The organism is Pseudomonas sp. GW821-FHT01A09 (genome assembly GCF_058986725.1).
In genome coordinates, this window is the sequence record NZ_JBYSWB010000025.1 from 79,165 (window position 1) to 93,581 (window position 14,417).

Genomic DNA, 14,417 nt, shown 5'->3' on the forward strand with positions numbered 1-14,417 from the left:
CTCTTCACAGCACCTTAACCATTAGTGGGTTCGGCCTCGATCGTGTCGGACGGTGCACGCTTACCTCGCAGCGAAACGTGTACCTGATAGAGAGCCACGGCTGCCAACGCGACCCACAAGGCACACGCAGCAATCAATAACTGGCTTCCTGCCGCGGTGAACAGCATCCCGCCTAGCAAAGGCCCTAAAAAGAAGCCGATCTGTTTGACCTCACCTGCGCCAAAGTAGAGAGCCTTGTTATGAGTCGGGGCGATTTTGTCCATGAACACTTCAAAACACGGGAACAACAGCGTTTCTCCGATGGAAAACACCACCACAGCCACCAAGCTCATTACGAAGACATGAACCTCCACGGCAAAAATCAGGAACCCGACCACCATCAAAACAATACCGGCGATCACGGTATGGTTGAACGGCAACCACTTCATGTACCGGAGGTGAATGACCTGGAACACGATTACCACCGCCGCATTCAAGGACACCAGAATACCGAAGCTGGGCCTCAGTCCCGCCGATTGCTCCACAATAATCGGCATAAAAGCCTCATAACTGCCGTACGCCATCAAGACCAGCGCAAAGGAAGCGACCCAACATAGCAATCGAAAATCCTTGAGCACGACGAATTTCCCAAATGTCGTCAATGGTGTCTCGTTGCGCTCGATCTTAAAGTCACTGATCTGCAAGAAAGCGAGCGTCAGCAGGAAAAAGGCCACATACACGGCAGACGTCAAAATGAATGCACCGCCAGCCATGAACTCGTAAGCGTAAACACCGACTAGCGGACCAACGACGCAACCGATATTCATCAGAATGTAGCGCAAACGAAAGTATTTTTCACGCTCGTGGGGCAGGCACACGCATGTCATGGCAGCACGAATGGTGCTGTCGAAAAAAGACTTTCCAATACCGAACAGCACCAAGCCCAGGACAAATGTTTCAAGGTCCTTAGCCACGGCCAGCGTCATGAACGCGGCACAATTGATAATCGCCGACGTGCGGATAGAACGCACATATCCCCAACGGTCGCCGATCATTCCGCAAATAAATCCGAACACAAACACAGTTGCCGGCCAGACCCCTGACACCAGACCGATTTCATAAACCGAAAGATGAAAGGTGTTATAAGCGTGCAAGCTGACCAGGGGAATGGACAGAAAAATACCGAAGGTACTGAGTGCGCTGCCAATGAGCAGCACCCACATACTCTTGAGGTGTGAGTTACTTGCTTTCATTTCGATTCTCTAATTTATAGAAAAAACTGGTCTCTCGTCCGGGAGGTGGCGGAGGCGCAGATCGCATAGGATTCTTGAGCAGTGAGCGCAACAACTGAAAATTCAGTTCGATGTAACCCACTGGCGGATACTTCAGTTTTTCTTCGATCAGTTCGTGGGCCGCTGGAATATTGTCAGGCGGTACTTGAGGGAAACAATGGTGTGCCGCATGAAAGTTACTATTGTGATTAAAGAAGCTGAACAGCCTGTTCTGCCGGGCGAACGTTTGAGTGTTTTGTAACGGGTCGTCCCCCGCCTCCACCCCGGAATGCTCACCAATCACATAAAAGAAGTTCAATGAAAAAGCCAGTTGCACCGGCAGCCAGTAAACCAGCAACGCCTGAAGCGGAAAAAGCCACGTCAGGCAGAGCATCGCGGCCATGAACCCCAACGAAAGCCACGCATCGACTTTCACCTCTCGACAGGCTTTTTCACTGCGCACAAAAAACGGAAAGTAACCAAAGAGACTGCCAATTGACATCCGCGCGAAAGCCGTAATGTAGTCCCAGTTCAAGGCGTACCAGAAGTACTGCCAGACATCACGAATTTCGCCGGCCGGCTCGGAGTCGCCGACGACCGTTGTTCGCCGATGATGCTGCATGTGAAAAAACTTATACGCCGCAAAGTTCATCAGCATTGCGCTTGCCAACAATTGGCCGAAACGCCGATTCACGTGTTTTTGGGTAAAGAATGTTCCATGACAACAGTAGTGCATCACCGAAAAAAAACCGGCCATCATAAAACCGTTCGCGGCCACCAGCAGCAACTTGAACACTGCGCCAATGGGCTGTAGCAGTAACAGCGACGACACGACCAGCAGCCCGAATGTGACGATCAGCCGGGAGTAGGCGTAACGATTCGAACGGTTGAGCAATGAGGGTTTGACTCTGATCATAAGACTACCTCCTGCGTCCCCAGCTGACAAACACGTGCGGCGGCCTGAGCAAAGATCTCCCCGACCACCTGCTGTTCCTGTGCAGCAAGATGCGAGGTCACCACAAGATTTCGAGCCGGCAAAGATAGCAATCCATGAGGATCATCAGCTTCGCCTTTGTTATCGACCCATTCGTGGTAATAACCGTCAATGAGACAAAATGCATCCGGGTGCGTTATCAGGAAATGCTTGAGGGCGACCGGGCAAATAATCTTCGGATTCGAAAGATTGAAAATCATACCCGCAGGATGCAGCCGATCCAGTAAAGCGGAATCGAACAGTGCATGGGTTTCAGCGCTGTAGGTCATATGGATACAAACAATATCGACATGACTGACCAGACTCTCAAGCGACTTGTACTCAATTCCGAGACCAGCCTCCAGTTGAAGATCTCTGCTTCTGGACCAATAACACACCTGCTCGCAACCCCGATGTTTCAACTCCCGCGCCAACGCTTTGCCAATGGCCCCCAGCCCAACGATGCCGACCTTCAATCCGGTCATTGGCGGCCGCGGCGTTTGCAGCCACTGCCCTCCTTTCTTCACACCCACGATGCTTTCAAAAACACGCGCCGTGCACACCGTCATCATCGCAAGAGTGAATTCGACAACCGCGCCGAAATTCAAGTGCGGTGTATTGAATATCCGAATGCCGCGTTGAGTTGCGTAATCCACGTCCACGAAACTGGAGGTCCCCGTGCCCATTACAACCAAGTTCTCAAGGGCGAGTGCCGCATCGATCATCGAGGCCGAGAAATACTCGGGGCCACCCAAAATATAATCATCGACTTCAGACAGCACATCGATGATCTGCTGCGTATCGCGCGGACGACGGATATGAGTCAGTTGGGAGCTTTTTGGAAATGCGTCAGGCGGAATATCAAAATCACCTGTGATCAGAACTTTTCTCACGACTAAGCCCCTTCCAGGCAAGGCGTCCGGGCCTCAGCAATTTCGATTTCCAGAACTTCCAGCGCATGCCGCAACCGCGATATGGAAAAGGCAAATTGCTCATCCGGTTTCATCAACGCGATGCGCAGGCGATCATGGCCCGCGATATGATGGCTATTCCAGTAAAAGTAACGCCCTGGCAAGGCTGCGACGTCGTATTGAGCCAGGTAATTGATTAACTCAAGATCCGACATCCCGGTCTTTTCAATATTCAACCACATGATTGTCATCGTCGAATCGGGATCGACCTCTTCGACCGAGACCAGCGTATTGGCCAGTTGCTCTCGAACAGTTTCTGCGTTCTTCATGACCAGCGCATGGATATACGAGACCCCGCCCAAGCTAATCGTATGTTCAATGAATGCACTAATTAGTTTTAGTGAAAGATTGGAAGAACACAGATAAATTTCTTCGTAGATATTCCTGATCAAGGGGCCGATATCAGCACTGTACGATAACAGACTAGCCTTGGTATCAAGGGTCGGCCATTGTTTCCCCGTATCTTCAAGAATAATGAACGAGAGCTCTTTTCTAATTAAGAGCACGTATTCATCAATGTGTGTTCTGTGGCAAAACCTGAACGATGTGTCCAGAATCAGAACAACATTGAGCTCCTTGCACAGATCAATAATCTCCGACATTAGCGACTGATTGATGACCAGCCCGGTCGGATTGTTCGGATTGACCAGAAACACGGCATCCAGATTTTTATCCTGAATTAGTTCTTTCAAGTCCTGAATATCATTTATGACCGATTCGGGAATAGGTTCCAACTCGACCTCCCGACGCCTTAACAGTTGCGCTAGGTTGTCAAACGTTGGTTCCACCAAACCCACCCGATACTTCATCGCTCGCGCCCAGGCACCGATAATATCGATGCTGTTGGAAGCGGTTGGACAAATAGAAAAACAGGTGTGGTGACGAAGTCCGTCGAGGCCGAAGTATTCGGCAAACTTGTCCTTGAATTCTTTCTCCATTTCCGGGACAGTGATGTCGGCCGCATGCTTCCAGAGTTCAGATAGTGAAGACAAAACCGGTTGATAATGGGCTTCAGCCGAAATATAGCTATGACCGTCTGCGAGGTTGTATTGTGCCGACAGACCGAAGACTTCAAGTTCAGTCAGATTATTGTTTTTATGATCAGGTGAACGTTTCATTACGTGCTGCGCCCCCACTCGATAGTTCTTCATTAGGTACTGCAAGGTGTCTTTGATCAACCGATGATTGGGCGAGTTAAAGACGAAAGCACCGAGGTTCGAGGTATACGAGAAGAAGTTGCCCGTATAGGAGTCTTGGTTTGTCGGTATAAACCTCCAGGCCGGCTTCAGATATCCGGACATATCTGGAACGCTGACCTCTCCCACTTTGGGCTCATGAGCTTGAGGGGCTTGCTTAGGGAAAATCACCCAGCCGAACTGCTCGCTTTTGTCACCTGGAACCTCCGGAGCGATCCCCAATTGGCACTGGATGTGCGCAACGTCCAGATTGAGCCCGGTGGCATATTCGATAGAAGGCACGATATAGCAACCACCAGGTCTCGCACCGATTTCCAGAAATACGCGTTCGCCGGCATTGGTCAAAAATGCTTCGAGGTGGAACGCTCCGTCGGGTAGCTGCATCACCTCATGGACTTGTTTTGAAAAGTTTAGCCAGCGCTTCTGCTCTTCAAGATCCTCCACCGAATGCGATGCCAATGGCTGGCCATTGATGTAATGCAAGCAAGTGCCAACATACTGCGATGGCACACAGAAGATCACTTTCCCACCAAAAATGAAGCCGTCGATATGAAAAATATCGCCGACGATAAATTCTTCGAGTTCAAGGTCCTCAAGAGAAAACTCTTTGAACGCCACCTCTTTATCCGTGAGCGTCCCCTTGAAAGTATTCGCCAGTTCCAGCACCTCCTGAGGCGTATTCAGGATGGTGATTCCTTTGCTGCCAGCATACGATCGCGGTTTAACCACCACCGGTAGCAAGCTGTCATCATTGAGCAACTGCTCTATCGTATAGAGTGTCGGCGTACGGACGGTTGAACCAAGCAGCGATTCTTTCATCACTACTTTGTCCCTGAATTTAAGAATTTCGCTGACTTTAGGGCCGGCGATCTCCAGTCGTTCTCTCAACTCCGCCGCCAAGATGACCGCGTATTCATCTGTCGCGATAACTAGATCAAAAGGACCCCATGCCCGGCATTGCTCGACGCCGGCGTCGATCGCAACGCGGTTGCGAAGATCGTCGATGGCAAAAACATTGGCGAAATGACCTTGTGAGTCCGAGGATTCCTCTCCAAATTTCTCAACAAAAATTGAGTAATCCTCACGGGGAATCGCACCTTTTTCCAGCATTTTGGCAAGGCGTTGTTCAATATCAAAAGACGAAGATACAACAAGGACTTTTTTCATAATTTTATCAAATAATCCGCAATAGAGTAAGGAAGTTGGTACTTATCGAGCGTTATATCGGGTTCAGGATTAACTTCGATAACATAAACTTGACCATCATCTGCTTCGACTAGGTCTACTCCAGCCACCACCAGACCGAGCGTCTGGACAGTTTCAACTGCCAGTTTATAAATGGATTTTGGCAAGTCGCCGGGGCTGAGAAAGACAATGTCGCCTCCTCGGGCTCCGTTGCATAAAGGTAATTCGTCATTAGCGTTATAGGCGAACCGCTGATTGCATACTATGACCTTGCCGTCGACTACATCGACGCGCCAGATAAAGCGGTTTTTTCGCCCTATGAATTTTTGCATAATGGCCATTCCATCACGCGCCAACATGGCGCTGATCGGCGCTCGGTTGATTTCATCGGGATAGATATAGACATCGTCGGCGCAGCAGCCAAGAATCGACTTCACAACAAATTTATGATGTTGTTGAGCGCCTGCCAAACTGTCAATTTGAGCAAGGCTGTACACAATTGCGGTATCCGGGGCTGGGACGCCATGTTCTTTCAGTACTTGTGCGGTCAATGCTTTGTTTCGGGCGACGGTATAGTGCGACGGATCATTTATGATCGGGATATTGCCACTCAACTTCTTCAGGCTAGGTAGCAATGCCAACTGAGTCGAATAGCTCCGGGACAACTCGCCCATGCGATCCAGATAAATGGCATCCAAATCATTCAGACAGTCTGGTACTTCGAACCCGAACGTCAGTGCCGTATAGTGGATAAATTGCACAGTTGAACCTTCCGCAGTAATGCGCTGTGCTATTTTTTCCAGCAGCGGGTGCATATCATCATGGATAATTCCAACATTCTTAATCACGGTATTCCCTCACAATGCATCTTTTTTTGACGCCCAGGCGCGGTAGGTCATCGACCAGAAAAACCTTGAAATCAATATCCGAACCAAATAGCGGCAGGAACCGCTGGGTAAATGCCTCCACGGCGTCGCCACAATCCTTACCGTCGCGCGAGGGTTTTATCAGCAGGTGAACTTCCCGCAGGTTTTTTTGCACAACGCGAAACTCAGCGACCCCTGCCGATTCCGGCAGCAGTGTGGTGTCGGAGATTTCCAGGATGAGCCCAGGGTCTATCTGACCGTACATTGGGCTGACCAGGCTCATGTCCTCACGTCCGATGATTCGGTGCAGACGCCTTAAACCGATATCCGGTGCGGCACATTTCCACTGCGCATAATCACCCTGGTTGTAGCGGATCCTCGGCATGGTGAAGTTCCAGAGATCGGTACCGACCAGTTGTTCCATGCTCTGATCATCGGTGCCAACGAGCTCCACGTGAACCGTGTCTTCAGCCACCATGTAAGAGCCATCACGCTGTTCCCAGGCGATGATGCCGAGTTCTTCCGATGAATATTCATCCAGTATCGGAACATTGATCAGTTTTTCGAGTAGTCTTCGTTCGCCGGTCGATGAACTTTCACTGTTGGTGGTAAACGCAAGAATCCCCAGTTCTTTTGCATCCGGCAGAAAATTTGCTACTTTTAGTACCTGGTTGGCAACGCCGGTGATCAGTTTCGGCCGGATCTTACGTATGTGATCGGCCACTTTTTGCATATCAGCATTCAAGCCGACGGTGAAGGTCTTGTAGTCACCGAAGATGCTTGTCAGGAAAAAGGGCTCGTAGTAAATCGAATACATCCAGTCTTCCGGCGAGAGCCGCTCCCCCATCATCTGTTCAAACATGTATAGACGTTTGACGAACCAGTGACGCTGACGATCAGTATCATTTATGACCGACAATGGCACTCCTGTAGAACCGGAAGTTCTGGACATGAAGTTGATTTTCACATAGGGATTCGCTGCAACCTCGCCGTGCACTTCCAGCAAGTCGGCCTTATAGACGATCGGCAACTTTGAAAAATCATTCAAGGTTTTAAGATCGCCAGGCTCAAATCCGACTCCGCGGTACAGTCGATTGTAAAAGGGTATATGCTGATAGGCATATCCGACCAGCGTCTGCAGACGTCGTAACGTTGCTTGATCAAGCACCTCGCGACGCGTATTTTCCAAATCCTGATAAATGTTTCTTGTGTCGTGAAACTCCCGTAGACACTCAAGATGATGCTCGAGCGTTTCGGCAGGCCAAATTGCGGATCTTACAACATTTTCCAGCAACTCCACAGGGCTTCCGGCCTGCTCATAAACATCGGTATACGTAATTGCTTTATTCATAATTGCTATCTTGGATGTATAATTAATTGAATAAAAACACCGATCATCGTACGCAGCGATACCAGACATTTTATGCGCCATGCATGAGTGCATATCTTTAAAGGCAGTTCAAGCCTCACGATAAAACGATACTTTTTACTGGTTACGAAGCTCGTGCATCAGCAGACAGATTCAACGCTCTGTTTGGTCCGGCCCGACAAGTAATCATTACCGCTCGCAGTCAACCAGTCCTCGCGCAACGGCGTGAAAACATCCAGATCGATGGCCTCTTCCAGACAAAGAGCGCTATGAGGAATGTTGGCAGGTATATGTAGTACGTCTCCGGCGGCAACGACCACTTCGTTCTCCATATTCACACCATAACGAAACAGAACTTTACCGGAAAGAATATAGGTGAACTGTTCGTTGGGATGGCTGTGTACACCGACAAACGCATCTTTCTTTAAAAATAGCTTAGCCATCATTAGCTGGTCGTCAGAAACAATCTGACGTTCGATGTGCTTATTCAAAACTTCCCTCGGCACGTCACTCCAACTGCCGAAGCCGTACCCATTCAATCCAGACATAACAACCTCATAGGTTTCGTACTCGACGTGTTCTTTTTTTCGCGCACGTTAGCGATGCGTACTCATGAGCGACACTTCAGGATCATCCACCGCATCACAGGCCTTGTTCATCTTGTTGAGAATGTCGTCGGTCGCCAGACGGCTCGCTTCCTCGACGATGACATCCTCCTGACCCGCCACCAGCTTCCTGTCAGCCAGCCGTTTGTAGAGTTCGAATTCGTTGACCCCGAACTTCCTGGCTGCCCGTTGAACGTGCGGCACATAACCGGAGAACAGCCCATACAAGCCGCTGGCAATGTTTGAAATCAGAATGTGCGGCGTGGCCGGCTGCAACAACTTCCCGGCGTCCTCCACCAGTTCGACAATGCGTTCGAACGAAGTGGAAACAGCGACGCCGCTGCGCTCCAGAATAGCCACGAGGGGTTCCAGTTGCGTATTGCCCGCACCTGCGCCGAATCCTTGGAAACCCCCGTCCACAATCGACGCGCCCTCTTCCACAGCCACCAGAGTATTGGCCACCGCGACACTCAGATTGTTATGCCCATGGAACCCCACTTGGATATTCAAGTGCTCGGCCAGCGGGCGAATCCTTTCTCGTACCATGTCCGGGCTGGAGTAGCCGGCGCTATCCATAATAATCACGGCATCAGCACCGTAACGCTCCATCAATTGTGCCTGTTCGAGCAATTTCTCAGGGCTTGCCATATGCGCCATCATCAACACACCGTAGGCTGTTTTACCCGCAGTCCTGGTTTGTTCTATGAACCGCGCGGTGATGTTTGCCTCTGTGCAATGGCTGGCAACACGCACTACATCCACGCCGATCTCCAGCGCCATGGCGATATCCGCAGACTTACCCAGGCCGGGAATAAAGTGTACCCCCAATAAACTACGCACCAGTTGGGCCCGTGCAGCTTCGAGTACTTCCCGGTCCGACACCGCCGAATACCCCAACAGGCTGGATGAACCACCCAACCCGTTCCCATGCCCAACCTCCACAATGTCGATGCAGGCTTTTTCGGCTGCAGCAGCGTAACCAGAGATTTGCTTCACCGACAGTTGGTGACGTATCGCATGGTTACCGTCTCGTAAAGTGGAATCACTGATAATGACCGACACGCCAACCTCTTTATCCAATGGATGCATATTTATGCTCGGCGACAGCAATGGCCGCACAATTGATGATGTCGAGATTACCTGCGTAACTTGGCAAGTAATCTCCACTGCCGTGCACCGTCAGACTGAGCGTAATACAACCGTTATTTTCCATGGGCTGCAAAACCAGTTGATAACCAGGGACATACGATTAAACATTTCTGACCATATCTTCCAGTCTTTGCTTAACCAGAGAAAAGTCTTTATAAGTTGCACGTGCATACAAAGTGGTCTGCATGCAGATTCCCGGGTCGGCAGGATTGATATTCAGAATGGCTTTGGCGTGCTTAGCACCGCTGAACTCTATCAAAGCATACTCGGTAGTAGTCATATATTCATTTATGTTTTCGCGGGTAGCGATACCCGCACTGCGCGAAGAGATGGTGGAAACCACTTCCAGATACTTGATTGTTTCTACGGCTTGGGCCAATGCGTATGCCAGAGGGATACTGGCTTGTCCGCCGCACGTTATCAAGTTTACGTTCTGAGTATATTCAATGCTTTGCAAGTTAATCGACGGAACACACAGCGTGCCCAGTTTCGCGGGGGTCAAATCAATTGCAAACGTTCCGCTCTTTTGGAAAAAATCGTTATGCAGTATATGTGCTGCAGCAGAGGTAGCGTCGAAGACCATATCAAAATGCTGAACATTACCTTTGAGAAAATCAATGCCATCACTCGAAGTTTCTACGCCAGCGGCCTTCGCAACGCTAAGTCCTTCGCTATTTTGATTACGCCCTACTACAAAACGCCAGTTAAAGATTCCCGGAAGCCAAGACTTTAAACATCAGGTCAATACCGATACTCCCGGACCCGAGTATCGCCACTCTCGCCGGATGTGAATCCGCATTCATACCTTATCCTCCGGAAATGACATTTTTGCGTCCTTGGATGCCTAGCATGCGCGGCACGCACATTATTGTCTGACGAAGCTAGTGAATAGCCGTCATCTTCACTATCAGTACATGCCCATCGGTCAAACCTTCACTTCACATTCTTCACTCAAACTACCGGATATTCGCACAGAACGTATTGTACGTTTGTGCAAGCCTTCACATGCTCGGAAAATGGTGCATTTAAAAATTAGATGATCAATGTTTACGGAGTGTGTTCGGTGTTTTCGGGTCCCACGCAATTTTTTTTCAGTAATGGGTTGTTTCACCCAATCGTAGAGTGCTAACCTCTCCGCCGGTCGCTTATGCGCTAGACTGCCCGACACGCCATGCTTACTGATGTGGGTGCAGAATATTCTCAGTAGTTTAAAAGGATGTTGTTGCTATCAAAGTAGTTCAAGGAGGAGCAGTGCAATCGTTCGCCCATAATAAAGAGATAGTGTGCCGAATCACCTGTACCGGCAAAATCGAACGCATTGAAGGGTTTTTATCCACGAATGGTACTAGCCCTCACCGACATGACACCTACTCGATAGGCCGGACGCTGTCGGGGGTTCACAACATTACTTATCGGGGAGCTATTCGTCACAGCCTTCCGGGCAGCACCTTTGTACTGCACCCCGACGAAGAACACTCCGGCTCTGCCGCTACTGAAGATGGAGTGATTTATCAGGTCCTTCAAATAGAACCCGCACTGATACAACGTGTACTGGGCGGTAAGCCACTTCCCTTTGTGCCGGATGGTATATCCACTGATCGTCGCCTGTTTGGGGCCACCGAAACCCTACTGCACGCAGTCGATTATCCGCAGGATCTGCTGCAACAGGACGATGCGCTCTTCGACTTGGCAATGGCTTTGAATGATGTGCACGGCCTCCCCACCCCGGCACATTCGTATGATTACATCGCCGCGGAACGTGCGAGAGAGTTTATCCACGACTCCATTGATCGCTCCATCACCATTGAAGAGTTGGCCGACAGTGTCGGCCGCGATCGGTGGGCACTGTCGCGAGACTTCAGAACCCTGTTCGGAACCAGCCCTCATCGATATTTGACGATGCGCCGACTGGATCTGGTTAAAAACAGTCTGGCCAATGGGGAATCGTTAGCAGAAGCAACCATCAATGCAGGGTTCTTCGATCAGAGTCATATGACGCGTCATTTTACTAAAACCTTCGGCTTGTCACCCGCCCGTTGGCTGAGAATCCAAGGAATCCGGACGACTTAATATGGGGCGTGTCCTAGCAGTTGGAGTGCGCAAACCTCAATGTCGAGCACCGAAGCTGAACTGACTATCACTGCTCTCCTTTTCTTCCTGTCTAAACTGCTCGGCTCTCAAATGAACTATCCAGATGAGCCACGAGTGGTCTTTCGCTCCCACGGATTGCCTGCTGTACTCGAATATGAGTTTCCGTCCGTTCAACCTCTGCGGTTCGGGCAAGTAAGGATACGCAACCAAGCGATAGGCGTGAACTATATCGACACCTACTTCCGCTCCGGCTTATATACGCCACTAACAATGCCTTCGGGCTTGGGCACTGAAGGCGCCGTGTAATGGTCAACTGATCCCGGACACTAAATTGAGTTTTTCCTCAGCGACCACAGGCGCTAACCCTTCGTTGAACTGATGCGGTCGCCGCCAGTTGTATCGCTCTATCAGGAACCGGCCGATATCCTGTTGCGCTGGCGAAGCACTCATATAGCCCACCGTCGGTATCCATTCAGTTTGCAGGCTACGAAATAGCCGCTCCATTGGCGCGTAATCGTGGCAGTTGCCGCACCGACTCATGCTCTGTGTGAAGCAGTATCGCCATAGTCTCTGGCGGAAACTCCGGCCGCCGTATTGACTGCCTTGATCGCCGTGAACCAGCACATTTTGAGGCCGGCCACGCTGCTCATAGCCCATTTCCAGCGCTTTGATCACCAGGTCGGCGTCGGTCTAGGCCGAGAACGCCCAGCCCGCAACCCAGCGCGCATAGAGATCGATTACCGGCGCTAGATAGTGCCACCGACCTTCGGCCCAAACGTACGTGATGTCACCGCACCAGACCTTGTCGGGGGACGCCACGCTAAACCCTAGATCAAGCACGTTCGGGATATCTGGTCGCTCCACGGTCGCCTTTTTGTAGGCATGTAAGCCCGGCTGTTTGCTGATCAAGCTCATCTCGCGCATCAACTTACGTACCTTGAATCGACCGATCTGCATGCCGTCCTCTTTCATCATCAGCATGATGCTCCTGCTGCCCGCAGCGCTTCGGCTTTGCGTAAACAGCTCGTTCACGCGGCTGCGCAAAACCACCCGTTCGGCATCTGGATACCGACGTTTCCGGCAGTACGCGTAGTAGCACGATCGGGTTACTTCAAATACCGAGCACAACAGATCAATCGGCTCTTGAGCCCGAAGTTGATCGATTAACGCGAACGCTCGTGTTCCTCGGCCATCAAGAGAGCGGTGGCCTTTTTTAAGATGGATTTTTCCCGTTCTAGCCGGTTGATACGGGCTTCGAGTTCCTGGATTTTTGCTGCTCAGGCGTCAGGGCTTTGCTGGTCGGAGTAACACCGCCACGTTCTTGCTGGAGCTGGTTCACCCAACGGCGCAAGGCCGACTCAACAAGCCCAAGCGAACAGGCTGCTTCGGTATGGCTGTAGCCTTGGTCGAGCACCAGGCACGCCGCCTCGCGCTTGAACTCAGGGGTAAAGGTACGACGTTGCTTGGTCATCAGACACCTCTCTGTGGCGAGCATTCTCGCCTATAGGGGTGTCCGGTTTCATTAGACCACTACAGGTTACTTTTTCTGGTCACGCAGGGAATCGCCCTTGATGTGCAACCTTCTTTTCGGCGGCGGGGGTGGTCTTAGGTAGAAACGACTCACGGATAACCCAGATTAAATGGTACATGTGCAGTGGAACGAGCTATCAAGGTAGGCACAGCGCTGCTACAGATATCACGATAGCGAGCGTGGAAAGCGCCGTTGCCCATATGAATTTGTTGTTCTCTTCCTCAAGACCTGCCAGAACCGACGAAAGCAGGGGGAGGTTTACGCACTTGTCGTCAGGGCCTACCTTCAACGAGAAAAAAGGTACCTTGCTACCGTCGCTATTTGTGTAGCCGTATTTTGGTTCCAGATGGTAGTAGAGGCGACCAAACACGATGTCGCCATCCGTATTCAGTTTGTCGGCGATCAGCTTGCAGTCGATAGGCACATACACTTTGTTATTCCGGTCATTCTCGCCGCCGAGAGTGAATTTCCTGAATGACTTGTAGTAAGTCTTGTAGATGGCGCGTAGCACTTTGAGGTCTGAAGGTGGTTTCATGGTGGTCGTCCTTGGGTGGTTCAGTCAGGATATCTGCCTGCATTGCACAAGGCCATCACTCCCCAGCGTTAGAGTTACGCTTGTGGAAATTGGCTCACCACCCGCACCTCCACTTTCACCCTGTTAAGGAAACGAAATGCCAGATAGCCTACTCGGATTAGCGTTTCCAGTTGCAGTCGCGGGCGCTGGTTGGCTATGGCAGCGATGGCAAGAGCGCACCAGCGTCAGAGTAGCAATTGTTGCAGAGGTGCTGGCATTGAAGGAGATCGCAGTAGAACGCTTATACCTACCCGGATTACTGGAAATGGCAGATTATTTGGACTCCATCACACCCAGTGAGCGTGAGCCAGTCAAACTGCAGGTCCGCATTCCTGAGCACTATTGCCGAGTCTACACCGCCAATATCTCGAAACTGGGCTACCTGAAGTCGAAGGATGCGCAACTGGTGGTGAGGTTTTACCAGTACGCAGACAGCGTCGTGCAGGATGTCACCGCTGGTGGCATCATCTATGAGGGTACAAGCGACCCTGACACATTCAGGGGTGCCGCCAAGGTGCTCGAATCTGCTCTGTACGTTGCAGAACAATTGGCGTTGAGGCACGCGAAACGGTAGATAGAAAGTGGACTTGCCCCTACCAAACCGGACACCAACTCCCCGTTAAATTGATGCTGCTGCCAAGCGCCTAAATTCTCTTG

12 protein-coding genes and 2 pseudogenes are annotated in these 14,417 nt (G+C 50.8%); 3 read left to right on the plus strand and 11 right to left on the minus strand.

The window, feature by feature from the left end; translation table 11 throughout:
- Nucleotides 1-14: 14 nt before the first annotated feature.
- From AC3WJP_RS23130 to AC3WJP_RS23170, 9 genes are all read right to left on the minus strand, one after another.
- A complete protein-coding gene (locus tag AC3WJP_RS23130) occupies nucleotides 15-1,232 on the minus strand; it encodes an MFS transporter (protein ID WP_493723910.1) in 1,218 nt (405 codons plus the stop codon).
- Nucleotides 1,219-2,166 (minus strand): fatty acid desaturase family protein, encoded by a 948-nt coding sequence (locus AC3WJP_RS23135; RefSeq protein WP_493723909.1) that lies wholly within the window; start codon nucleotides 2,164-2,166, stop codon nucleotides 1,219-1,221. Before AC3WJP_RS23135 ends, AC3WJP_RS23130 begins: the two co-directional genes overlap by 14 nt.
- Nucleotides 2,163-3,116, minus strand: a complete 954-nt coding sequence (locus AC3WJP_RS23140) for a 2-hydroxyacid dehydrogenase (protein WP_493723908.1) — start codon at nucleotides 3,114-3,116, stop codon at nucleotides 2,163-2,165. Before AC3WJP_RS23140 ends, AC3WJP_RS23135 begins: the two co-directional genes overlap by 4 nt.
- A gap of 2 nt (nucleotides 3,117-3,118) precedes the next feature.
- Entirely contained in the window at nucleotides 3,119-5,557 is a 2,439-nt protein-coding gene (locus AC3WJP_RS23145) for an aminotransferase class I/II-fold pyridoxal phosphate-dependent enzyme (RefSeq protein WP_493723907.1), read from the minus strand.
- Nucleotides 5,554-6,423 (minus strand): ATP-grasp domain-containing protein, encoded by an 870-nt coding sequence (locus tag AC3WJP_RS23150; RefSeq protein ID WP_493723906.1) that lies wholly within the window; start codon nucleotides 6,421-6,423, stop codon nucleotides 5,554-5,556. The genes AC3WJP_RS23145 and AC3WJP_RS23150 overlap by 4 nt, the downstream gene beginning before the upstream one ends.
- Nucleotides 6,416-7,792: a phenylacetate--CoA ligase family protein gene (locus AC3WJP_RS23155; RefSeq protein WP_493723905.1), complete on the minus strand. Its 1,377-nt coding sequence runs from the start codon at nucleotides 7,790-7,792 to the stop codon at nucleotides 6,416-6,418. Before AC3WJP_RS23155 ends, AC3WJP_RS23150 begins: the two co-directional genes overlap by 8 nt.
- Before the next feature lie 158 nt (nucleotides 7,793-7,950).
- Nucleotides 7,951-8,358, minus strand: a complete 408-nt coding sequence (locus AC3WJP_RS23160; protein WP_493723904.1) for a cupin domain-containing protein — start codon at nucleotides 8,356-8,358, stop codon at nucleotides 7,951-7,953.
- 48 nt (nucleotides 8,359-8,406) lie between these two features.
- Entirely contained in the window at nucleotides 8,407-9,477 is a 1,071-nt protein-coding gene (gene dmpG / locus AC3WJP_RS23165; protein ID WP_493735696.1) for a 4-hydroxy-2-oxovalerate aldolase, read from the minus strand.
- Between the two features lie 187 nt (nucleotides 9,478-9,664).
- Nucleotides 9,665-10,276, minus strand: coding sequence for a hypothetical protein (locus tag AC3WJP_RS23170; protein ID WP_493723949.1), 612 nt, complete (start codon nucleotides 10,274-10,276; stop codon nucleotides 9,665-9,667).
- A 539-nt stretch (nucleotides 10,277-10,815) separates the two neighbouring features.
- Between AC3WJP_RS23170 and AC3WJP_RS23175 the strand changes: the two genes are divergently transcribed.
- Entirely contained in the window at nucleotides 10,816-11,634 is an 819-nt protein-coding gene (locus AC3WJP_RS23175) for a helix-turn-helix transcriptional regulator (RefSeq protein WP_493723902.1), read from the plus strand.
- Nucleotides 11,635-11,745: 111 nt separating this feature from the next.
- Nucleotides 11,746-11,955, plus strand: a pseudogene (locus AC3WJP_RS23180) (quinone oxidoreductase); the annotation flags it as partial.
- A 9-nt stretch (nucleotides 11,956-11,964) separates the two neighbouring features.
- Here the strand turns inward: AC3WJP_RS23180 and AC3WJP_RS23185 are convergent.
- Nucleotides 11,965-13,126, minus strand: a pseudogene (locus AC3WJP_RS23185) (IS3 family transposase).
- Between the two features lie 196 nt (nucleotides 13,127-13,322).
- Nucleotides 13,323-13,721, minus strand: coding sequence for a hypothetical protein (locus AC3WJP_RS23190; protein ID WP_493723901.1), 399 nt, complete (start codon nucleotides 13,719-13,721; stop codon nucleotides 13,323-13,325).
- 136 nt (nucleotides 13,722-13,857) lie between these two features.
- Here AC3WJP_RS23190 and AC3WJP_RS23195 point away from each other — a divergent pair, with 136 nt between their 5' ends.
- On the plus strand, nucleotides 13,858-14,334 hold the full coding sequence (locus AC3WJP_RS23195) for a hypothetical protein (RefSeq protein ID WP_493723900.1): 477 nt from the start codon (nucleotides 13,858-13,860) through the stop codon (nucleotides 14,332-14,334).
- The last annotated feature ends 83 nt before the right edge of the window (nucleotides 14,335-14,417 follow it).